General features: G+C 52.2%; 11 protein-coding genes and 2 pseudogenes. 8 read left to right on the plus strand and 5 right to left on the minus strand.

Translation table 11 applies throughout. The annotated features are described in order from the left end of the window. The first annotated feature begins 100 nt into the window (after positions 1 to 100). The 4 genes from ACZM8Y_RS06385 (at position 101) to ACZM8Y_RS06400 (ending at position 12947) form a co-directional block, all read left to right on the plus strand. Complete coding sequence (locus tag ACZM8Y_RS06385) at positions 101 to 10747, plus strand: VCBS domain-containing protein (protein ID WP_482330305.1); 10647 nt, start codon at positions 101 to 103, stop codon at positions 10745 to 10747. Between the two features lie 246 nt (positions 10748 to 10993). Continuing rightward, positions 10994 to 12112, plus strand: coding sequence for a glycosyltransferase (locus ACZM8Y_RS06390; protein WP_479858867.1), 1119 nt, complete (start codon positions 10994 to 10996; stop codon positions 12110 to 12112). Between the two features lie 345 nt (positions 12113 to 12457). Then, on the plus strand, positions 12458 to 12745 hold the full coding sequence (locus tag ACZM8Y_RS06395) for a DUF927 domain-containing protein (RefSeq protein ID WP_479858866.1): 288 nt from the start codon (positions 12458 to 12460) through the stop codon (positions 12743 to 12745). Beyond that, positions 12729 to 12947: a DUF927 domain-containing protein gene (locus ACZM8Y_RS06400; protein WP_482330316.1), complete on the plus strand. Its 219-nt coding sequence runs from the start codon at positions 12729 to 12731 to the stop codon at positions 12945 to 12947. The genes ACZM8Y_RS06395 and ACZM8Y_RS06400 overlap by 17 nt, the downstream gene beginning before the upstream one ends. 41 nt (positions 12948 to 12988) lie before the next feature. On the opposite strand, the gene ACZM8Y_RS06405 is transcribed toward ACZM8Y_RS06400, so the two are convergent. Further along, the gene (locus tag ACZM8Y_RS06405) at positions 12989 to 13138 is read right to left on the minus strand and encodes a hypothetical protein (protein WP_487479866.1); all 150 of its coding nucleotides are present in this window, start codon (positions 13136 to 13138) and stop codon (positions 12989 to 12991) included. A gap of 161 nt (positions 13139 to 13299) precedes the next feature. Here ACZM8Y_RS06405 and ACZM8Y_RS06410 point away from each other — a divergent pair. The 4 genes and pseudogenes from ACZM8Y_RS06410 to tnpA all read left to right on the plus strand — a co-directional run. Next, a pseudogene (locus ACZM8Y_RS06410) lies at positions 13300 to 13410 on the plus strand (hypothetical protein); the annotation flags it as partial. Next, a complete protein-coding gene (locus ACZM8Y_RS06415) occupies positions 13361 to 14269 on the plus strand; it encodes a DUF927 domain-containing protein (RefSeq protein WP_482330315.1) in 909 nt (302 codons plus the stop codon). The pseudogene ACZM8Y_RS06410 and the gene ACZM8Y_RS06415, both read left to right, overlap by 50 nt. 1351 nt (positions 14270 to 15620) lie before the next feature. Continuing rightward, positions 15621 to 16997, plus strand: coding sequence for an alanine/glycine:cation symporter family protein (locus tag ACZM8Y_RS06420; protein ID WP_308770482.1), 1377 nt, complete (start codon positions 15621 to 15623; stop codon positions 16995 to 16997). Between the two features lie 194 nt (positions 16998 to 17191). Further along, positions 17192 to 17643: pseudogene (gene tnpA / locus ACZM8Y_RS06425) on the plus strand (IS200/IS605 family transposase). 57 nt (positions 17644 to 17700) lie between these two features. Here tnpA and ACZM8Y_RS06430 read toward each other — a convergent pair. From ACZM8Y_RS06430 to ACZM8Y_RS06445, 4 genes are all read right to left on the minus strand, one after another. Then, positions 17701 to 17892, minus strand: a complete 192-nt coding sequence (locus ACZM8Y_RS06430) for a hypothetical protein (protein WP_482330304.1) — start codon at positions 17890 to 17892, stop codon at positions 17701 to 17703. Between the two features lie 1140 nt (positions 17893 to 19032). Continuing rightward, positions 19033 to 20715, minus strand: coding sequence for a M28 family metallopeptidase (locus tag ACZM8Y_RS06435; RefSeq protein ID WP_482330303.1), 1683 nt, complete (start codon positions 20713 to 20715; stop codon positions 19033 to 19035). After that, positions 20708 to 21487, minus strand: a complete 780-nt coding sequence (locus ACZM8Y_RS06440; RefSeq protein ID WP_308770480.1) for a creatininase family protein — start codon at positions 21485 to 21487, stop codon at positions 20708 to 20710. The genes ACZM8Y_RS06435 and ACZM8Y_RS06440 overlap by 8 nt, the downstream gene beginning before the upstream one ends. Before the next feature lie 305 nt (positions 21488 to 21792). Beyond that, positions 21793 to 23289 carry a sodium:solute symporter family transporter gene (locus tag ACZM8Y_RS06445; RefSeq protein ID WP_482330302.1) on the minus strand — a complete coding sequence of 499 codons (1497 nt, stop codon included), beginning with the start codon at positions 23287 to 23289 and terminating at the stop codon, positions 21793 to 21795. Between the last annotated feature and the right edge of the window lie 42 nt (positions 23290 to 23331).

Raw genomic sequence — 23331 nt, forward strand, 5'->3', positions numbered from 1 at the left:
GCTCCCATCGCTGTCATCGACGGTGTCTGACGTCCTTTTTCCGTTTTGGAAAGAGGGCGTTTTTCTTTTTTTCAGATACTAGCCACAAGGAACGTGCATCATGGCAGATATTATTCTTGCAAAACCTGAGGCCGGAACCCGGTCTGTCGTTCAGAGCGTCGAAAATGCCCGCATTCAGCTCAACTTTATGACAGGAGACGCACTGCTTGAGCGGAGCGGCGACGATCTCGTGTTCTCTTTTGAAGACGGTTCCAGCATCGTCATTCAGGATTTCTACACGGCCTACACCAGAGAGAGCGTGCCCGACTTCATTCTGGATGGGGCGCAGATAGCCGGGGCGGATTTTTTTGCGGCCCTGAACCTTGATGAACTCATGCCTGCGGCTGGCCCGGCGGCGTCGACGGCTGAAGGCGGACGCTTCCATGAATATGCCAATACCGAACTGATTGACGGGCTGGATCGTCTTGACGGGCTGGATCTCAGCAGCAGCCGTGCCTTTTCTCCCGAACGGGAGGCTTGGGGAGGGCTGCGCGGAAACGATGTCCCCAATTTTGAACCGGCGTTAAACGAGCCCGGCAGCCTTGCAGTCGAGGAAGCGGGCGTATTCCACGGCGGCAATAAAGAGAACCCCGGAATTCCATCCATATCCGGCACCCTGACCGGCGATGATCCCAATAACGACAATATCACTTTTCATCTTGTTGACGGATCCGGTGCTTCCGTATCCAGCATCCCCACCAAGTATGGCGTCATGGCGCTGAATCCTGACGGCACCTATACCTATACGCTTAATAATGACTCCACAGACACGCAGAGCCTTGCCTGCGGCACGTTCGTCACGGAGACGTTCACTGTCCGCGTGGAGGATGAGCACGGCGCTTGGACGGATACCAAGATCACCGTCACCATCAAGGGAACAAATGATCGCCCTGAACTGGAGCTTGAAGGCAAGGAGGCCAGTTTCACGGAGGATGCCGGAACGTACGAAAGTGGAGGGAAGTTCACCGTAACGGATGTGGATGCCGACGCCGGGACGAACCAGACGTTCCTTATTGCCGCTGACAACGGGGAATTGGCGCAGACGGGCCACAAAACCGCCGAAGGCAGCACCCCTGCCGTTTTTGAAACGGAATACGGCACCCTGACGGTCGATCCTGACGGCACATGGACGTATAAGCTCGACAACGATTCCGAGGCCGTTCAGGGGTTGGGCGAGGGTGAAACGCATATTGAAGAATTCACGATAACCGTTGTCGATGAACATGGCGCGTCTTCGGAACAAACCATTACCGTCACCATTACCGGCGTCAACGGGCTTCCCGTGCCTGACCCTGCCGGGGGATCGCTGACGATAAGGGAAACCGGCGTATGGGGGGATGCGGATAGGGGCGGACATCCCGATCCTAATGAAACTCTTGACGGCTCTTCTGAAGTGAGCGGGCAGATTCAGGTTAAAGACGAGGACAGGGGGGAAACGCACACCTTCTATTCGGATGCGCTGAAAGGGAAAGGCGAAGCGGGGAGTACGTTCACCCTTGAAGGGACGTTGAAAAGGAATGGCGAGCCTTCGGAGACGCAATCCATTCTTTGCACCGTAAGGGAGACGGAAACGATCACGCTTCCTGACGGGAGCACGGCGAGTTTCGTCACTTCATTTCAGACGGATTACGGAACCTTTACCCTGAACCCGGAAACGGGAGTGTATTCATTCGAGCCCCGACAAAGGTCGGAGGCCATGAACGCCCTTGAGCAGGGCGACAGGCTTTCCTTCAACATCGGCGTCACCGTACAAGACTCGGCGGGCGGCCTTTCCGAAAATCCGTTTAATCTCGCCATTACGATTGAGGGAACCAATGATCGGCCCAAACTCTCCATTACAGAAACAACACTGGACGTGGTTGAGTCCGGCGTGGGCAAGGATACTGCTGGAAAACCTTATGAAAATGGTACTGACGAACAGGAAATTTCTGAATTCACAGGAAAGGATATCGATACCGATAGAGGCAAGGCTGAAGGCTCGGATGTAGACAGGGGGGATGAGGACGGACTGGTCTATGGCGCGGTTGCGGGAACAGATGCCGGTAAGCTGTCCGATGATGCACGATTCGCGGAAGAGACTGAGGAAAATCCGTCAGGCGAGGTGCGCATAGAAGGCGAGTACGGAACCCTTATCCTTTCGGCGGATGGCTCTTACCGCTATGTTCTGGCTGAAAAGGGAAATGAGGGCATTGAGAATGATGATCCGCGTGCCGGGAAAGTCAATGCGCTGAATGAGAGCGAGAAGGTAACAGACAGCTTTGTCATCTATGTCAAGGATGAGCATGGTTCATGGGACAGCAAGACCCTGACCGTCAACATTACGGGCACCAATGACCGCCCTGAGCTGTTTCTTCGTGAAGATCGGGCCTATTGGGATGAAGCGGGCAAAGAAGTTGGTAGCGATACGTCCCTGCATGAAGCAAGCAGGGACGGAAGGGAGGGCGGAGAAGCGGGCGTCGTTTCGCTTACCGGCAGCGTTTATGCCACGGATGCCGATGAGGAAAACGGCGGCGGGCAGGAGACTACAACGGATGACAATCACGGCCTTGAGTTTTCGTTGACCGGGGGAAAATCGTCTCTGGAGGATGAGTCTGGCGCTAAGGTTGATGTTGATATTAATGTTGATGGTGGAAAAGCAATTTCCACGGATTATGGCACATTGACCATCGATGAATACGGAAACTACTGTTATGATTTGAATATGGATTCGGAGAAGCTGAAAGCCCTCAGCGAGGGCGATACAGTGACCGAAACCTTTACCGTGCGCGTTACGGATGATCGGGGCGCATGGGATGAAAAAGAGATCACCGTTACCATAAAGGGCACCAACGATCTGCCGATTCTTGTTGACGGGTCGTCGGAGATGAATGTTGTCGAAGCAGGCGTCTGGGGCAGCAAAGATCCTGCTCATAAACCTGATGAGAAGGTCTCTTCGGAGGAGGAATACACCCAATCTGTCCAATTCGATAAGGTGGATGCCAATGACACGCACAGCCTCGTCATTGGCGGCGATCATCTGCCGAAGGATGCTGGGCTTATGGTTTCTGGCCCTGTTTCTGGCGACTTTGCAGATGCCCTTACAGGCTCTACCTATTCGATAACGGAAACTGGAAGTGCTGGAGAATATACCGTCACAGCCACCATTCCCGGAATCAACGGAGGAAACCCCATAACCTTGGGTACGCTAACGCTGGAACAGAACGGTGAGGATGGGGATCTTTCCTACACGTTCACGCCCAATCAGGGTGAGGATGGCCTGCAAAACATTCCGCAGGGCATGGATTTGAGTATCCAAATCCCGCTTAAGGTAAAAGACAATCATGGTGTCCTTTCCGAGGGAACGCATACCGCGACCATCAACATCGAAGGCACCAATGACCGGCCCTCGATTTCTGTCAAAGAGCAAGCTGACGACGATATATATGTTTCCGGCGTGGGGCGTGATGAGGATAACGGTGACAAGCCCATCACCACAGAGCCGGATACGCTGCTCAACCCGGCAGAAAATCAAGATTATTCTTCAAAGATGGAAATCACGGGCAGCCTTACGGCTTCCGATCCTGACGCGGGAGATGAGACCAGCTTCTTCATCAGCGGGGCGAAGGGTAATAATGGAAACGGCATCTCATGCGCGGTTGGTGATGATGAAAGTACGGTCACCGTTTCTCTCAATGGAGAGGAAATCGGCAAACTGATATTGGATCCTGAGACCGGCTCCTATTCGTTCAAATTGACGAACGAAGCGCCTCTGAAAGGCTATGAGGAAGGCAGCAGCTTCTCGTTTACGGTCGATTTCAAGTCGAAGGATCAGCACGGTTCCACAAGCACGAACTCAGTTCAACAGGAATTTACCATCCACGCCAGCAACGACAAGCCGACGATCACGAATGGTGAGGAAAACCCCCTCGATAAGTCCATCTTGGAAAGTGAGGACAAGGTTACCGGCAGAGTTGAGTTCGAGGATGCGGACAAGGATAGCACGGATGCGGACGGCAAGGGAGATAGCCATACCTTTGGGCTGATTACAAAAGAAGACTATGAGAATCTTCAGGACGGCGAGTCCGTTGATATGAAGCCATCCATTTCCGCAGACGGATGGGGAAAACTCGAAATCAACCCGGAGACGGGCGAATATACCTTCTATCTGGATAAAACCAGCAACAAAGTCATAGGGCTTCGGGAAGGGCAGGATCAAGAGCTGCATTTTTATGTGGTCGTGCGTGACGATAAGGGCGCGTATGACGTGCAGGAGATCACCATCACGATCACGGGTGAGGATACGCCTACCGTTTTCAGAGGAAACGCCGCCATCCATGTGGTGGAGGAAGCTGGGGTCATAGCGCCGGAAAAGGATGGTAAGCAAAACACGGATAAGCCTGGAAAGCCGACCGCATCGGGCAAGTTGGAAGCTGAGGAATTTGACAAGGTTGGTGAGGATTTCGAAGGTGCCGATCCTGACGAATCACTTCCTATCGAATATTCCGTCACTGGAGAAGGCGTTGTTCAGAAAACGTTTGGAGATTTGGATGACCCCACCAATATTCAGGAGGCAATCAACAAAGCATTTTCGGGGGAGGAGTGGGGTTCTGATGCCACGGTCAGCATCGTAACGGGAATATACGGAACGCTTTATCTGAACAGTGCGACGGGACAGTATTTTTATCAACTGAACAATGGTAGCGAGGCGACCGACGCGCTCAAGCAGGGTCAGATTGAGTATGATGAGTTTACTATCCATGCTGGGGAAAAGGGCAACCCTGAGAGCTTGGGCGCTGACCAGCCTCTGAAAATCGCCGTGGTGGGAACCAATGACGCGCCTGTCGTGAGGGACATCAAGCTGAGTGAAGGTACCCCCGACGGAATTACGCTGACCCCCGACGAAGATAATAAAGGTTACACGATTAGTGGCCTTGAGGAAGATGGCGAGATCCAGTCCGTGAGCGGTACGATTTCCGCATCGGATGTGGACAGCCCTGCTGATTCGCTCCAATACCTGATCAGGGTTACGGATACGGATAAGGACGGAAACGTCAGCTACAGCTATGTCGGATCCGATGCCTCCAACAAGTACGGCTATCTGACTCTGGACGAGAAGACCGGGGTTTATAGATTCGTAGTCAATAACGACGCTGTTCAGGAGCTTGATAAGGGTGACTCGGTGGATGTTTCCTTTACCGTGGTCGTCAGAGACGAATACCATGCGGTTTCTGAAGAAAAGGAACTGACCTTCACGATTACTGGTAAGGAAGATACGGCCTCCATCAACAAGGGGTCCGTGACGACCTATGAACATGCTGCGGGCGCTGTTGAAGGAAGCGACAAGCTTGTCATTTCTGACGTCGATGCTGGCGTCAAAGAGTTTACGTCCATCACATTCGGCAATAATGAGCTTCCGCTTACTGGAAACGGGCCGTGGAAAATCGAAGGTGAGTACGGAACATTAACCCTGACCAAAGGAGATGATGGTTCTCTTTCCTATACGTATACATTGTCAAATAAAGGAAAAGAGGCGCTCAGGGATCGTAATGAAACAGATTCTGTAGAGGAAACATTTACAGTTTCGGGAACGTCCAATGATGAGTCGGTTTCCAGTGAGATAGTCGTCACTATCAAGGGGGAAAATGACGCGCCGTATGAACTGACGCTGGAAGGTAAAGGCGGCGCTGAGGTAACGGGGGAAGGTACAACATGGCACATGAGCGTTGGGGGGTGGGATCCTGTCAGAGGCAAAGCCTCCGGTTCCGATTACGACAACGATGCCAATGACCTGCGTTACTATGTGGATGACGCGGATGGGACGACTGAGGCTCAGGTCGGCCTTCAGACCATCAAGGGGCAATACGGTTACTTGGTCATCAATTCCGAAACCGGCGAGTACAGTTATACGGTAGACCCTGCCCTTGACGCCTATCAGCAGCTTGCAGGAACCGATGGCGGTCAGGATTCGTTTACGATCATCGTTTCCGACCCTTATGGCGCTACGCATGAAGAAACCATCGTTTTTGATGTGACCCACAAAGAGGGTGGGAATGGTCAGGGAGATTTGACTCTTAAAGAGCCAAATGCCCCGGTGGAGGTAACGGAAGACAACCGCGAGTATTTCAAGAAGGATGAGAATGGAAACGACGCTGTAGATGAGACTGGAAAACCAATCGACAACACCCCGCCGCCTGCCGTAGAGAGTAAGTTTTTCAAGCTTCGGGATGAGGATGGAAACACCGTCAAACTTGAGCCTGACGATATCTGGCTTGTGGATAATGGGGGGACTAGAGAGCCGCAACCTGGCGACGGCAAAACCCATATAGTCAATACGGATTACGGCGCTCTGGTTCTGGAGAAAAACAAAGCAGGAGAGTGGGGATACCGTTTTGTCCTGAACAACGGCAGCGATGCCGTGCAGTCTCTGGATGAGGGCGATACGGAAACATTGACCTTCTATGTGCAGACCGGGAGTCAAGATCCGGTTAAGATAACGGTGGTGGTCTCCGGCATCAACGACCGTCCCGTGATTGAAGGGGCGGAGAACCTCAGGTTGGAGGATACGGCGACTGATGCCGTCGAGGGTACCCTTACCACGTCCGACCCGGATGCTAGTGATGTCGGCAACGCGGAAGGGGGGACTGGGAATCTTCAATACACCGTTTCCGCGGCTGAGGACTCCGGCCTTGTGCTTAAGCCTGAGGGAGACGGCTCCTATACGGTCAACAAGGACGGCGTCGACTGGGGCACGTTCACGCTGAAGCAGGATGGCACGTATTCGTTCAAGGCCAGCAAGCAGGCGGCAGAAAAACTGCTGGCTGGAGAAAACGAGGAGCTGAAGCTCACCATCACCGTGGATGACGGCTCGAAAAAGGATGATGGTTCGCCGCTGGAGAATGCCACGGCGTCCACGGATATTTCCATCACCATCACGGGAACCAATGAAGAACCGAAAATAGAGAAATTCGAGAATCTTACCGTCAAGGAAGATACGATATTCTCCGACATTGGAATGCTGAAAGTGAAGGACGACAGGGTGGATGAGGGCGGAAACCCCACAGGGCTTACCTATACCGTCACCGCTGGCGCCCACGAAGATAATGAAGGCGCCGAAACGGCGGGGGGCATCGCCGCAGGGAAATACGGCTCCCTCTATGTGACTGCCGACGGTTCCTATACGTACAAGCTCAACAATCAGTTACAGGCCGTGCAGGAACTGGGAGAGGACGATGAGCCGCTGACCGAGATTTTTACCATCTACGTCAAGGACAAGGATGGCGGCGTGACCTCGCAAAAGATCACCGTCACCATAAACGGCACCAACGATTTGCCTGTGCTGGAGTTGGATAAGCCTGTGTTGGACATCAAGGAAGGTGACGAAGATGTGTCCGGCAAGGCCACAGCCTCGGATGTGGATAAAAATGATCAGGATGACCTGAGATATTCCTTTGACGGCGGAAAAACGGAAGAAACGGTAGACGGCGTTGTCTGGAGCGTCGTGGAAACGGCCTACGGCACGTTCAAAATCAACACCAAGACGGGAGACTATACCTTTACGCTGAACAATGAAGCCGATGCGGTCAAGAACCTGAGGCCTACGGATATCGTTAAGGATTCCGTTACCGTAGTCGTGACTGACGGCAAGGGATCGGTGGAAAAGGAACTGGCGGTGCATATCAAGGGTACGGACAGCACGCCGGAAGTGACTGATGAGGGCAGCCTTTCCGTTTCGGTGGATGATACGGCCGAGAGAGTTGTGGGCCAGATTAAGGCCGAGGGCTGGGATAAGGGCATTGACGGCAACGGATCGGATCCTCTGACGTATACGGCCGAGGGCTCCCAGCCGGTTACGGAAGACGGCAAGGTCTGGCAGCGCATCGAAGGAAAGCATGGAACCCTGTTCCTTGATTCGTCCACGGGCGCGTATCGCTATGAGCCTTCGGAGGAAATGAAGGCTCTGGCTCAGGGCGAACATGAGGAGGACTCCTTTAAGGTCGTTATTTCCGACAGCACGGGCAATAAGATAGAAGCGGACATATCCGTCACCATTGACGGAACGAATGATGGGCCCGTCATCAATTCCAATACCATCACCAATGCTGACGGCACGAGCACAGGCAGGCTCGAATTTTCGGATGTGGATACGAGCGATACGCATACGGTGACTTTCGACGACCTATACGCAGATGACAAGAAAACTCCGCTGAGCGTGGATACCGCCAATATGCCGGAGGATTCCGTTTCCGTTTACAACGCGGAAGGCGTTCTTGTGGGAACGCTTGCTTTGCAATTCACCAAGGGGGAAGGTGACAAGGATGTATTGTCCTACACGTTCACCCCTGATGCGGATTATGTGAATTCGCTGCCCGTCGGCAGCTCAAACATTTCGTTTGGTGTGACGGTGACGGATAGGAACGTGGCGGGAACGGATATGAAGTCCGATACCAAGCCGGATCAGACGTTCACCATCGAGAATAAAAATGATGTCCCTGAGAGCGGTGAGGGAACAGACGTTTCTAGAGGCGACTATGAAGGAACCATTGTCTTCTCGGATAAGGATATTCTGGATACGCACACGGTAACCTTCAACGGCCTTAAGGATGCGCAAGGCAATGATCTTGCCGTTGCTCTGAGTGACGGCACCTCGCAGAAATTTGAAGTCTACAAGGACGGCGTGTCGGTCGGTACCCTTGAAGTCTCCTATACTCCGGGAGACAAGAATCAGGGGAACCGGATTGAGTATGAATTCACGCCCGCTTCCGATCTGAACGGACTGCCCGTGGGCGATACCTCGTTGGAATTTACGGTCACAGTTTCCGATTCCAATCAGGGAACTCTCGTTGCCGGAGAAGGCGGCTTCACGGTTTCCAATGCGAACGATGCACCGCAAATCGTGGGGGATGTCGTGGATGATGTCACGGGCACGCTCACGTTTTCGGATGCGGACAAGGCCGATACGCATACGGTGACTTTCGACGGCCTGTACGCAGAGGGCGGAGAAACTCCGCTGAGCGTGGATACCGCCAAGGTGCCGGGCAAGCCCGTTTCCGTTTACAACGCGAAAGGCGTTCTTGTGGGAACGCTTGCTTTGCAATTCACCAAGGGAGACGGCGACGAGGATGTATTGTCCTATACGTTCACCCCTGATGCGGATTATGCGAACTCCCTGCCCAAAGGCGGATCGGAAGAGATCACGTTCTCTGTGAGCGTGGCGGACAATAACGGTTCGTCGTTGACGGATTCTGGAGAGACGCAACATTCGTTCGTTGTTGCCAATGAAAACGATGCGTCCGATGTTGCTGCCGCCGTCGGCGCCGACAAGACCTCTGGGGCTGTCAGCTTCTCCGATGCGGGCGTTCAGGATAGCGTAGTGCTGTCCCTTGAGTACGGCGGGAAACCGTATGCCGTGGCAGGCAACGCATGCGAGAACCCCGGCGTCGGAACCATTACCCTTCAGGAGACGGGAACAAACGCCTATGGCTATCTGTTCGTTCCCGATGCCAATTTGACGGATAGCGTGCCGGACGGAAAGCGGGGCACGCTGGATATTGCGTTCAAGGTTGAGGATCGCGCAGGGGAAAGCGGCACTGCGGCTGTCCGGTTGGGCTTCAAGGGAACCAACAATACCCCTGAGGCCGATGTTGACCCGGCAATACGCCATGATGCTCAAACGCATACCATGAGCGGTTCCTTTACCGTTACCGCTCCCGATGGCCATCCGGTCGAGGTTCCTGAGTCAGCCGCAGGAACGTACGGATCCGTGGCAATCACGGAAAAACAGGATGGGACATGGGGGTATACCTATACGCTTGAGAAAGATCCGGGTGAAGACACGGCGGATAGCTTTACCATCACCTTTAAGGATCAATACGGTGCCGAGAACGCTTTCACCATCAACGTGCCGTTGTCCCACCTTGGGAACCTGCCTCTGGACGGCGCCGCTTTTGCGCAGCCTGCAATGCAGAACCTGATGTATGACGGCATCCCCAGCATCGTGGCATCCCTCCCAGAGGATGGGGATGGCGTTTCCGGCTCAGGGACGAACGGGTTCGTTCTTGCCGGGCAAGAAATGCCCCTGCCCGCGCCTGCTTCCGAAGAAGGGGACGCCCATGAACCGTCATCCCTCCCTGACGGCGGTGAAGATGCCCTTTATAAGCTCTTCATGGAACGGGATGAACTTGGGAGTGCCGCCGAGGAGATCTGGGCTGAAGACAAGAGCCTTGCGGCCAGTGCCGCCGAAAACGATTCGCTGGTTTCCAGAAATGCGGCCAAGACGCCTTGGGAAAGGGAACCGGAGATGGAATATTCCGATTCGGCGTTCCTTTTGGGGGATGGCGGCGACGTCGGCATCTTTGGAGTGGAGGCTTCGGATGTCTTCCTCTCCGATGCCGCTGGGAACGGCGGACATTATGGCGGACAGGCAGACGGGCTGAATCTGGAGGACGTGCTTGAGGAGTCCGATGGAACTCTGGATTCGCTTCTGGCGGAAGATGCCGATGGAACTACGCCGAACAGTGGGCAAGATGATTTCGATCCGAGCCTCACGGAGATCAAGGTGGACAAGGCGCTGGAAGGAACGCAAAACGGTATGCCCGGAGTTCCCGATGTTGATGAGCTGACGAGCGAAGTCGCCGGCATTGTGGGGTTCAGCGAATCCTTGCCTGCGGACGATGTAAGCCTTGTGCAGCAGCTTGCGGAGGCAAGCGCGGCGAATAACCACGGCATGTGATTGAAACCGGGATTCCCAAAGGCGGGCAGGCTCCCGCCTTTGGGACTTTTCGGGGAATGGAGACGAGGGCGGGTTGTCGGATGCCCCTTAAGGAAGGAATACGTTTTGGCCTGTTCCGATCCCCCGTCCCTCTCGGCGCAATCACCTTTCAGCCTGTGCGGAGCGTTGGGTTCAGCCATGCAAGTCTTGTTTGTGCATTATGCCTTTCCGGGACCATTTGGTCATCTGGCTGCGGATTTTGCGGCCATGCCGGATACAACCGTTTGGTTCGCCTCGGAATACGGCAGAAGGGATCTGTCCGTCCCCGGCGTGCTTCGTTTGAACCTGCGCATGCCGAAGGCTGGAGGCAGTCAGGGGCCATTGCCGCCCTTGCAGGAGGCCGGGCGCGATTTTCACAGGGCGTACCTGCGTGGCCATATGACGGCGGGAGAACTCTGGAAACTGCGGAAGACGGGATTCGTGCCGGATATGATCTGCACGACGGCGGCTATGGGGAACAGCCTTTTCCTCCGAGACATATTCCTAGAGAGCTTTTGTGTGGTGCATGCCGAAACCTTCTCAAGGCGGGATGATGGGCTGGAGGGTGTCCAAAAGGCCGCTCCTGCACGCAGGCGGATACGCAACGTGCTGCATCTCAACAGCCTCGCCGACTGCGATCTTGCCGTCACTTCAACGCGATACCAGCGGGATCAGTTCCCGGAGTGGCTGGCCAAAGACATGGTTGTCCTGCCTCGATGTGTGGATACGGATTTCTTTTCCCCCGGTTCCGGTCGAGAGGCGTTTGGGGAGCTGGTGGCCTTTTCCGGGCAGGAACTGGCGTCGCCGGGAGCCTTTCCGCTATTTGATATCCTGTCGGGATTGCTTGCCAAACGCTCAACCTGCCGGGCGGCGGTCCTTGCCCCTTTCGTTGGGCGGGCGCAGCTTCCCGCCTTACGTGAGCAGCTTGCCGGGAAACTGGGAAAGTACGCCGAGCGTGTTCTTCTGTGTGGCTTTTCTTCGGCGGAAGCATATCGGGATGTGCTGAGGGCCTCTTCCCTTTATATTCATTCCGCCGCCTCGTTCGTTTCCTTGGCGTTGCTGGAAAGCATGAGCTGCGGCTGTCTGGTGCTGGCTTCGGATACGGAGGCGGTGCGTGAATTTGTCCGGGAGGGGGAGAACGGTTTTCTGTGTGATTTTCGTTCCGCGGAAGCCACGGTGAACCGCATTGCGGCATTGCTGGAACGGAGGGCTTGTCTTGCCGGCGTCAGGAAAGCCGCACGGAAAGATATGATGGACGGACATGACCTCAGGCATACGCTGAAAAGAAACAGGGAGTGCCTGCTTGGGCACTACGCACGCTGGAGAGGGCGGGCCGCTTCCATGTAGAAACCATTCCCGGAAAAACAAGGAAACAGGCCGGTTGTGCTTCAATGGGGCAGCCGGCCCGTTTTTATTCCCTATACGCCAGCAGGCCGGTACCCCCTGAGTCGATGTTCTTGCTGCGTTCGCCCTGTGGCGAAGCGGTCGAAAGAAAGGGGCAAGATTTCCATCCTCGGTGTCCGGGGCTGCGGGAGAAAGGAGCGCCATCGGCTGTTTGATCCCCGAACGCGCCTTTTGCACATGCGACGCTGGAGGAAACCGTTTCAAGGGTTTTGGGCCGGAGTAGGAAATCTTGACCCTTGCCGTCTTGGACGGGATTGCTTTTCACATCCACGCATAATGTAATCTAGGGTGGGGAGTTATTCGTTCCAATTGAAGCCGTCCCAGACGAGAGATCCCCTGAACGGTTTATGGGGACGTCTTGTAAGATTCCATGATGCCAATGGCGTCCTTCGCCAACTCATCCTCAGTATGGCAGAGTTGGAGGGGAGCGGAGACAGCTTGCGGCAAACGCTGTTGGAACAGGGATTTCAGATTTCACCGGATAAAGTGGCTCGGAGGCTTTTCAACCGTTTTCTGAACGATTCGACTCCACAGATGTTTGCAAGGATAGTCAAAAAAAATCGGATGGATTGGTGATGTATACGTTCTCAGGGACATAGCCTGCGGCAGGGCTGAAGGAAAGTTGTTCGTTCCTGAATCTCCGCGATTGGCAGGTCGTTTTGAGGCTGCCGGAATTCTTGAAGACTGGCAGAAAAATGTGGCGGAACCATGCCTCTGCAATCCGCTGTTGGAGCTGGCGATATCTTTTGCTTTTGGCTCTGTTCAAGTTTACGGTTGATAAAGAGAAGTATGCTCGTTTAACCGTCGGAGGCGCGAGCGTCAGCGAGCTTTGAGGACGTCCCCCGCCGCATGGCAATGCGGCATGGAGGGGGCGAGGAGCGGCGAAATGTCTCGCGAAGCGCGGTCGAGAGCGGCGAAGCCGTGTGCGAGACGAAGCGCCGTCAGCCGTTGCCGGAGGGAGCCTTTCACCGCGCTGGAAGTGCGGCCGTTTCCACGGCAGAGAATGTTCCGCTGAACAGGGCAGATGAACGACCTCTGATTGCTGTATCAGCCGGAAACTTTAACACAGCCTTGCTGTTACAGGACCGCTTCTCGAACCCTGTGGACTTGAAGGTGGTGGCCTCCTTTTTGAGCGGCCTTCTTCCTGCGGCAAAACGACTGCCCCCAAGGTGACAGGTTCTGTCTGTGGCGGTGGAGGTAGGCTATATCCGTCAATGGCGGGCTACCGACAACACCCTTGATGGTACTGCTGCAACACACTGTGACAACCTCCTCTGCCTTGATGAAATCGGGCAGGCTTCTTCGCGTGTCGTGAGCGAGGTTGCCTACATGCTGGCAAACGGTCAAGGGAAGGCTCGCGCCAACAAGAAAGGCAATGCCAAGGCCATACAGGAGTGGCGGTTGTCCTTCATGTCCACGGAAGAGCTGACGCTTGCGGACAAGAGCACGGAAAACGGACGAGGGCAAGCTATGTCCGGACAGGCCGTCCAAGTGCTGGACATCCCGGCGGGCAGAGGTACTGGACAAGAAATTTTTACCTATATTCCCAGTGGATTGAGTAGGAACAGTTTCAGCCAGCAGTTGGTTGGAGCTGTCGGACGGTTTTATGGAACGGCACTTCGGAGATTCCTCGGATGTCTTGTCGATGGGCTTGAGAAGCATGTCCCTGATGTGAAGCAGATGAGTACCGAATTTGTTCAGGCCGTGTGCCCGGAAGCTGCTTCGGGGCAAGTCAAACGTGCGTGCCAGCGATTAGGACTGATAGCTGCCACAAGAGAAAAAGCCATCGACTTTGGTGTCCTTCCGTGGCCGGAGAAAACGGCCTCGCGTACGGCCCAGTTTAGTTTTTTCGCTTGGATCAAGGAGCGCGGAGGAATCGGGGATATGGAGATCGAAAACACTCTGGACCGGATCAAGACCTTTTTCCAGAAACATGCGGAGACTCGTTTCTGCAAGCTCTTCTGGATTTTTCCTTTGTTCCTAAGCCTTGTTGCGAATGAGGGAGAGCTGGTTACGGCTGGCAGGCTTGCCTCCTCCCCGGAATCTATTTTTATCGTCCTGAGAGCCGTTTTAAGAGATGTTTTGATGAGTTGGGGGTAAAGTTCAGTCTTTTGTTTAATAGATTTACAACCTTGTTTTTGGTCAATTCAAGAATATTTTCTTTTTTTAATGAGAATAAGGATATACGGAACAAATATCATTTGTGACTCTTCTATCTGGCATCACAAGACTTATAAACACAATTGCGTCTTGTCATTTTGATCGTTTCTACATATATGGATAATTATGATAATCTATACCTTTATCTTATTTGTATTACGTTAATATGTATTTACTTTCTTTATTTGCTGTTTTTTAGTAATATAATTAGATATAGGAAAAATAAGAATAAATTTATTGGTATTATTATCATTGGTAAACGATTCATTTGTGATCAATTGAGAGGTATCAGGCATATTATATGCTGAAAAGTTCAACAGATTTCTTTTTGAAAAAAGAAAAATCTATTTTTTGAGTGAAACGATAGCTCTTTGGATTTACTATAGATTGGAATAAATATTTTATCATGTATTCAATGCATTCTGTACAACGCACCGTACGCACGATCATCTTTGCAGATTGAGTTTACAGAATTTATCATATAATGTTGAGTGGTTGTAGAAAATCTTTGAAAGCTGAAGACATGATGGTCTACATCCCTCTTGAAAAACAGAAATGAAGCAATTTCTTTTGATAAGATGCGATATAACCGTCGGCATCTTATTGAAAAGGCTCTGTTATAGTTTCTGGCTGTTTCATCTCCACAGTGCGGTGAAAATACAGCCTTTTTTTTCAGTTTTCCCCTTGGCGGGAGCCACGGCTCAGGCATTTTTTCGGTTATCCCTTTGGAACTTCAAGGGAAAAAGCATCAACCATTTTCTATAACAGCCATTGAAAATACATTCTGCAAACTGAAGAATTGATAGTGCATAGCGACTCGGTAGGACCGTTGTGCCATGCCTTTTGCTCAACCAGCTACCTTCCCTTTTCTATTAACTCCTATCTCAGTTAATAATTCTTGGGCTTATAAACTAGGGCATACTATTTCTGATGAAATATATAAATATATTCTTGTAGTTAACAAATAGGTGCTACAGGTAATTTCACACCCAAAGAGGATACATTGAGTAATCAATCAAATTTTATAGCACTATGCAAACGGCAATGAATCAAGTATGGACATACTGTTGATATGATGATAAATAAAGGTAAAGACTACCTTCCATTGTAGTCTCCCCCAAAAATGGACCGTGATAAATTCCCCAGTTTATCACGGTCTCATTTTTTGTTGATCTAATAGCTCTCTTGATCTATCAAAAGAGTGCTCGCATATATGCATCAGGGTGGATGGAAATTTTAAATTGAACGTTCAAACAGTTTAGATTGAACACTCAAACATGTAGAGGGTATCATGGAGCAGCTTATCAAAGATATCCTAACCCCCATTAATAGTTTTGTATGGGGACCTGTCATGTTAGTCATGCTGGTTGGCACAGGCTTATACCTTAATATAGGTCTTAAATTTTATTCATTTCGCAATTGGATCCGAGCTTATAAATGCCTATGGGAAGGTCGCTCAGATAAATCCAGTCATGGTGAAATATCCCCTTGGAATGCTTTGATGACAGCTATTGCTGCTGACATTGGTACGGGTAACATTGTTGGTGTGGCTACAGCTATAGCTATTGGCGGCCCAGGGGCTCTTTTTTGGATGTGGGTTACTGCCCTTGTTGGAATGATGACCAAATTTTCTGAAGTGCTCCTCTCTGTCCATTTTCGTGAAAAAACTCCTGCCGGCAACTGGGTAGGCGGAGCTATGTACTTCATCAAGAACGGACTTGGTCCAAAGTGGGCATGGCTTGGAGTGCTGTTCGCCGTTTTTGGAACACTGGCCTGTATCGGCACCGGCGCTATGGTTCAAGCCAATGCTATATGCGGCAACCTTGTTTCCTCGTTCGGCCTTAATAAGTATCTTGTGACCGGAATCTTGGTCGTCATGTGCGTTTTGGTCCTCTTGGGAGGCGTCAAACGTGTTGGTGCTGTCGCTGGCAAACTGGTTCCGTTCATGGCAGGGTTGTACATTATCATGTGCTTGGTCATTATCATCATGCACATAGATCGCGTCCCTCAAGTTTTTGTATGGGTTGTAACTGACGCCTTTACGCCTACTGCTGCTCAGGGTGGTTTTGTTGGCGCAACTATCATGATGGCTATTCAGATGGGGATGGCGCGTGGTATTTTCTCCAACGAGGCTGGCCTTGGCACTGCTCCCATGGCCCATGCCGCCTCTACCGCTGAAAGCCCACTGGTTCAAGCATCTATCGGTATGCTTGATGTATTCATCGATACTATTATCGTTTGCTCGATGACAGGGTTTGTTATTTTGGTTGGCACGACTCCAGAAGGAGACCCTCTCTGGTCCAGTGGACTTAATGGAGGGGTTCTTAGCGCTACAGCCTTTGCCTCATCCCTGTCTTCCATTGGTGAATACGGAGTAAGCATTTGTCTGGCTCTCTTCGCCTTCACGACGGCCCTTGGCTGGTGCGTGTATGGAGAACGTTGCATCATTTATCTTTTTGGTGATAAAGGACAAGTTCCTTTTAGGATTATCTACTGCATAGCTGTAGGGGTCGGAGGTCTCGTAGCTCTCGATGTTGTTTGGCTGCTTGCTGATACTTGCAATGCACTCATGGCTTTCCCCAACCTTTCGGGCTTGTTGCTCTTGAGTCCTGTCCTCTTTAAGATCGTTAGAGAAGAAACCAAGAAGGATAAGCGATTTGTCTGCTAAGTAGGCATCTGCCAATTTTCTAAAAGGGGGAACACTTTTTGAGTGCTCCCCTTTTTGTATAGAAAGAAAACCTCCCAACTAGGTGGGAGGTCTCCAAAATCTTATAGAGCTTTCGTATAGTAACAATTTTGATTTGTTAGCAAAGTATTATGGTCTGGCAGATGCAAGCGGCAACAAGTCAAAAGGAAGTCACAATGAGTGACGTTCAAAGTTTAGTCCGCACAAAATGAAACTGCAAATATTATTGGTGGCTATCCTCAAATATTGCAGATAGGTTTTCTATGGTGAAAAGGAGCGTGGGATCGGCGAGATATTGCGCAGGCATTACGAATGGAAAGGAGTAACAATCGTCGAAGCGGAATGCTGCCCGAATTATATCCATATACGGCTTGAGATACAGCCCAAGATGAGCGTATTGGGATTTATAAGATATCTGAAGGGTAAAAGCAGCCTGATGCTCTACGCGCGTTTTGGGATTTGAAGTTTAAATACCGCAATCACGGATTTAGGTGCCGGGGCTATTACATGGACACGGCAGGCAAAATAAAGAGAAGATTAAGTATTGCATAAAAAAACTGGAAGAGGATAAACTGGATACACAGCTTTCCTTCCCTGTTCCGGGAGCCCGTTTACGGGCGGCAGATAACGGAGATGTCAATGCCAGATCGTTATGTGCCTGTTAGGGTGTTGCTGGTGACGAGCCTTACAGGTGCATATGAGAAACATCGGCTACCTCTGTGGATTCTTTTTCAATGGCTTTGTTATAAGTTTGTGGTTGTTTCATCTCCACAGTGAGGTGAAAAATACAGCCTTTTTCTCCGGTTTTTCCCTTGGCGGGATTCACGGATAAGGCATTTTGCCGGCTATCCCTTTGGAGCTTCAAGGAAAAAAGCATCAACCATTTTCTAGGCTGTGTTTAAGTTCGTGGCTGATACAAAATTCCAACTGGAAAGGAAGAGTTCTTTGGAAATTATTTGGAGGTCTCGCAACAATTCTTCAAGACTGGATTTCATGTAATGAACAAAAAATGAGAGAGGCCCACATCACCAGACGTGGAACGAGCTTTTATCTATTGATTTTCATTGAAAAAATTATCAACCGTAAAATTGAACACAGCCATTTTCTATAACACAGCCTTTTCAATTCGTTTGGGGAGTCAATTCGCGTTATCTTTTGTTTTTATAGATTGGCTCTCGTTCTACACAAACTTCCCTCTACTGGTATCCGAAAGAATGGCCTTGTTTAATGTCACATACAGAGCGTCTAGGATCAAAGCCCCAAGGTGGCCGCAAAGAATAAAACTGGTGGGCAATTAGACCTACTATATACCCCAAAACTTGAGCGAATGGATTCAAGTACCGAGAACAGTCCAGCTATTGGCGTATGCAGGGAGAGGTTGAGCACAGTACCATCTATGAACATCTAAAGGCCACAAGCTCAAGACGGTGCTGGTATGAATGTTCGTATTCCCCGTCCCCTTTCGGATCTTGCCGCACTGCATGCGTGTAATGTCTTTTCAACATGAAAGGTATAGGCTTCGGGTTTAAAGCCAACCGTCCATAGACAACCGGGTCGCCTCAAGTCTGTTCCTGATAGCTTTCAAGCCGCAGTCTGGACGTCAAAGGCGTAACCGTGTCTCATTCTTCAGGTCAGTTCAGCCAGAAAAATCGTATCATGCCCGTTGCCCGCCGTGGTATTGAAAAAATGCTGTACCATCCTCCCGCAACCGACGCCGTACGTTGGGCGGTCACATGAGCGGAGGCATCAAGCGCCACAAGAACTTTGCATCGATCATGCATAGCTCATTTTTTCCGAAGGGCGTTTCTGCCATTGTCCACTATGGCATCTCGTTCCCGCAGCGTTGTTCGCACACGCACCGGTAACATTACCTTCTCCCGCGCGCAAAACTTCCAGCCCGATAAATCAGGTCCTTTCCAGATCTGGGTTGGCCGACGGACTATCGCATAAAACGGTATAGCGCGGACCGCAATCATTCAGTCCGCGCAGGGTAGCTTTTCCACCATCAAAGAAAGAATCATGTCCTTTCATGGAGCTCTTCCAGAAGCTCGACTAATTCGCCTACCCGAAAGGTCAATTCGTTCAGGCGTCTTTTCAGCAGCACCTCAAGACAATGGCGCCGATGCGCATTCGTCTCCGCAGCCCAGGCAGGCACTTCCTCCAGCAAGGGCAAAGGAGCCTGCCGGGATGCGGCATCATGTCCGAACCTGGACTTCTTGACGTACAGCAGAGGGACCAGTTTCTGCTCAAATTTCAGAATCAACCTGTTCGCTTTCTCCGTATCGCCGGACAAATCCAGAGAAGCCAGCAGGTTCTCCACCCACTGAATGCGAGATAGCAACGGTCTGAAATCTAAACCGTTCCCCGTCGCCGCATAGTCGCGAACCTGCTCCGCAAACTCGGCGAATCCAGCCCGGATATCCAGAGGAATGACAGGGTCGGCGCAGGCCTTGTACACAGCCGCAAGAAAGATCCGTGTATCCCGCCGCAACAATTCGGGATCAATCTTGTCCACCGTATCCGCCTCAGTATGCCACCACCATCCATAGCCACCGCTCTTGCTGCCTCCGAACATGAGGCCGAATGCCTTTGAGGCCGCATCTTCGGTTTCCGGTTTGGGTTGCTCAGAAACGCTGGAAAATAAAGAAGGAGTCCCCGTTCCCCAAAACGACTGATCGCAGGAACGGCTGAAACGGGTACCTTCAAAACCCTCTCCCGTGACCGTGCGGATGGCGAAGTCGCCAAGTGCCCATGATTCAGCCATACAGCCACCTTGACTCAACAGGGTTGCGCCGCAGCCGCCCAGACAGTCTGCATTCACATGCAGGAATGCATTGTCGTGAATATCCTGAAAAAATGCATCGCAGAATGCGGTAGAACCGGCATACCTCCCATGAGAATGCCCAGACCAGAACACCACACGCACGCCGCGCCGCAAAAAAGACTGCTCGGCAGCCAGAATGCGAGCTATCTCAAGGGCCGCGGCATTTCCAGAGGCATTGTCCATGGCTCCTTTGTACCAGCTGTCCACATGCCCGGTAAGCATAAGATAGCCTTTGTCCGTTCTACCGATATCCGCAGTGATCACAGGAAGTTCCATCCACTTATTCTCGACCGCCGTAGCCATGTGAACCTCAACGGATCGCCGTAGCAGACTTCTTATGCGTTCGCCGTCCCTGTAACTCACGGTCACGGCAGGGATGCCCAGAAAAGCGGTGCAGTCGTCTGGCTCCGGGCTTCCCCATACCGTGGAAACGATCATTTTGTGATAATGCCGGGAACCGGCAACGAACACGACGCCCAAAGCACCAGCCTCTTGAGCTGCACGCACGACGGGAGCCATGGCCAGACCATCGATCAGAAGAATCTTTCCTACCACATTGCAACGAAGGATGGAGGCAGCATCAGGCACTTCCACGAGTTCAGCATTCAGCTCTGCGCTCGGCAGCATGGAATGAGTAGTGCATGGGATGTCTTCTCCAGCGACCGTCAACTTCGCGCACACGGGAATGCTGACGTATGCGGGCAACATTTGCCGCTGGGGGGAAAGACCGCAGGCTACAAGGGCTTTCTCAATGCAGTCGAACGCGGCCCGTTCCTCGTCGCTGCCCGGAATTCGCTCGAATTGTGTGATGTTGCGGACATGTGCCATCAGCCTATCCGCATCCACCTGCGCTAGCAGGGCTTCAAGCTCAGACATGCCGATGCGCTCCCTCGATGTCTACCTGACGGAACGCCTCGACGAACCCGACACAGTAGTCCACCACAGCTTCCAGCATTTCCTTGCCCCATTCCTGCGTGCCCAGTCCAGATTCCAGTCCGCCGAATCCCCCAGAATTGACCGTGGATCGGACATCCCGGATGACCTTCACCGCGGCATTGCCAAACCGGACCTGATTCAGATGAGTATTGCGGAGTTCAGCGGACAAATGATTGACCGTGGTAGGAATCAGTGAATCATCCCGAATCAGACTGTTGTCGATGGCACGGATCATGGCGACTTCCTGCGCATCTCCATGCCCCGTGATCCATTGGGAATTGAGAGCCGGAGCCAAACTCCACCAGTTGATCTGGGCGCAGAGTCCTCCAGCCCGAAATGTTTCCAGCCCAACCTTATCCAGAGCCGGGTCATTACCGCCGTGCCCGTTGAGAAATAGAAATCTGCGGGCTCCGTGCTTCATGAGGTTTTCAACCACGCCCCGCATGACGCAGGTAAGCCCCTCAAGCCCAATGTCGATGGTTCCCGGAAAATCAGTATGATGGGCGGCAACGCCGAAAGGCATGGTGGGAACGACCAGCGCCTTGGTTTTCGCCTCGATTTGCTCGGCCAGATGTTGAGGAATGATGAAATCCGTGCCTAACGGCCCCAGCGGGCCATGCTGCTCGGTACTGCCCAATGGGATGATGACGACGAGGTCTTTCGCCTTCAGGACGGATTCCGCCTCTTGCCAGTTGAGATGAGCCAGAAACATCGTGCCTCCATGTGTTTTGGTGAATGCCGCCTTCCGCTCGTTGGCCGAGTTCCTTTTCGGGAAGAACTCGGTTTGCCGATTTCAACTTCAGAAGGTCCCGTTATCGGTGCCTCTATGAATGGCAGAAAGGCGTTTCGAGCCCGAAACGCCTCCCAAGGATTGCGCCTGCGGCGATACGGACTCGCCGCTTGTCGGGGCTTTTTCCCCGCGGAAGCTACACAGAAAAATTTGTTCTCACCGGGAATCCTAAGACTCCCGGTGAGATTCGGGAACTTACCCGAAATTCAACAGAGTTAGATAGTAGATTAATCTGACTTCTTCTGGCCGTCCAGTTCTTCAAAGTGCCGTCTGATGGTCTCTGCGCTCACGGGCTTCGTATACAGGCTGACGCCGATAAGGATCAGAACAGTAATGAGCCACGCAATGATCAGAGGGTTAAAGCCAAATGTAAGGCTCTGGAACTTAAGGACCAGCAATACGTAAATGATTTCGCCGCAAACGACAGAAACGACGGCTCCCATCTTGGTAGCGCGCTTCCAGTACATCCCGACGAGAACGGGCGCAGCCCAGATGCCGAGGCCGCCGAACGCGAACAGAACCAACTGGAAGATGCTCGCAGGCTTGGAAATACCGATAAGAATAGCCAGGACGCCGAGTCCGGCGGTCACATAGCGCGACAGCCTGAGCGCATCCTCATCTGAGGCGCCGCGTCTAAAAATCTTCTGATACAGGTCGCGGGTGATGGCACTGGTGGTGGTTAGCAGAATACCGGATATAGTGGACATACCCGCCGAGAAAATGCCTGCAACCATAAGCGCCGAAACCACCTTGGGCACGCCCGCATGCAGGATGTATGGTACGACGTAGTCGGACCCCTTCCCAACCAGATCGGGGAAGGACACGCGCCCGAGCACGCCGCACCATTCAATAAGCGTCGCTGAGAAAAGCATGCCCAGCGTGCCCAGAATGACGGCCTTGAACATGACGTTGTAGTTCTTCATGGTGAAGAACTTGGTGAACAAATGGGGCTGACCGATGGTGAAGAAGCTCCACATCACGATCATGGAAGCGTAGTTTGCCCACGGCATGCCGCCATTAACGCCGGGGTGCGTCATCAGCCCCACATTGGTGGAAGAGAGCTCCTGGTTGATGAGTTCCATGCCGCCGCCGAGCTTAAGCGCGGCAAAGAAGGTCACCACGGCCGTCGCGACCATAAGGCATCCCTGAATGACGTCCGTAATCATGATACTTCTAATGCCGCCAGTAATGCAGTAGGCGATTACCGTGATCCCCATGATCACGATACCCAGCCACTCGGGAGCTCCCGTATAGGTGGAGAAGATGATCCCGCCGCCGATGGTCTGCGCACCCATCATTGGGACAAGGAAAATAATCATGATGACGGCCAGAAAACCACGCATTCCCATGGATTCATAACGGTCGGAAAGATAGTCCGCCATGGTAAGCATCCCATATTTGTGGCCAAGCCGAATGAGACGCCTGCCAACCAGCAGTGCGGGAATGAGCATACTGAACACGATGCCGGGAACGGACACTGACATCCCGGCGTAGCCGACATGGTAGATGGTGCCCGGTACGCCCATGAACGTGCTCATGCTGTATTGAGTCGCAAAATAGGCAAGTCCGCTCAAAATAGCTCCAGCCTTGCCGCTCATGGTCAGATAGTCGCTGAAGGTTCTGGTCTTTTGAGTGGCGTAGTAGCCGATGTAGGCCATAAGTCCAATATAGGAGATCATGACCACTAGAAATGGTATTGTTTGCGTCAACAGTTCTTCTTGCATGCTCACTTACTCCTCTTCCTGATATTCGGGACGGGACAGGCA

The sequence above is a fragment of the Bilophila sp. genome (genome assembly GCF_057864385.1).

Bases quoted from the DNA above. Each gene is read 5' to 3' on its own strand.
- ACZM8Y_RS06385 (WP_482330305.1), top strand. From the start codon at position 101: ATGGCAGATATTATTCTTGCAAAACCTGAGGCCGGAACCCGGTCTGTC.
- ACZM8Y_RS06390 (WP_479858867.1), top strand. From the start codon at position 10,994: ATGCCGGATACAACCGTTTGGTTCGCCTCGGAATACGGCAGAAGGGAT.
- ACZM8Y_RS06420 (WP_308770482.1), top strand. From the start codon at position 15,621: ATGGAGCAGCTTATCAAAGATATCCTAACCCCCATTAATAGTTTTGTA.
- ACZM8Y_RS06430 (WP_482330304.1), bottom strand. From the start codon at position 17,892: ATGCTTTTTTCCTTGAAGCTCCAAAGGGATAGCCGGCAAAATGCCTTA.
- ACZM8Y_RS06435 (WP_482330303.1), bottom strand. From the start codon at position 20,715: ATGTCTGAGCTTGAAGCCCTGCTAGCGCAGGTGGATGCGGATAGGCTG.
- ACZM8Y_RS06440 (WP_308770480.1), bottom strand. From the start codon at position 21,487: ATGTTTCTGGCTCATCTCAACTGGCAAGAGGCGGAATCCGTCCTGAAG.
- ACZM8Y_RS06445 (WP_482330302.1), bottom strand. From the start codon at position 23,289: ATGCAAGAAGAACTGTTGACGCAAACAATACCATTTCTAGTGGTCATG.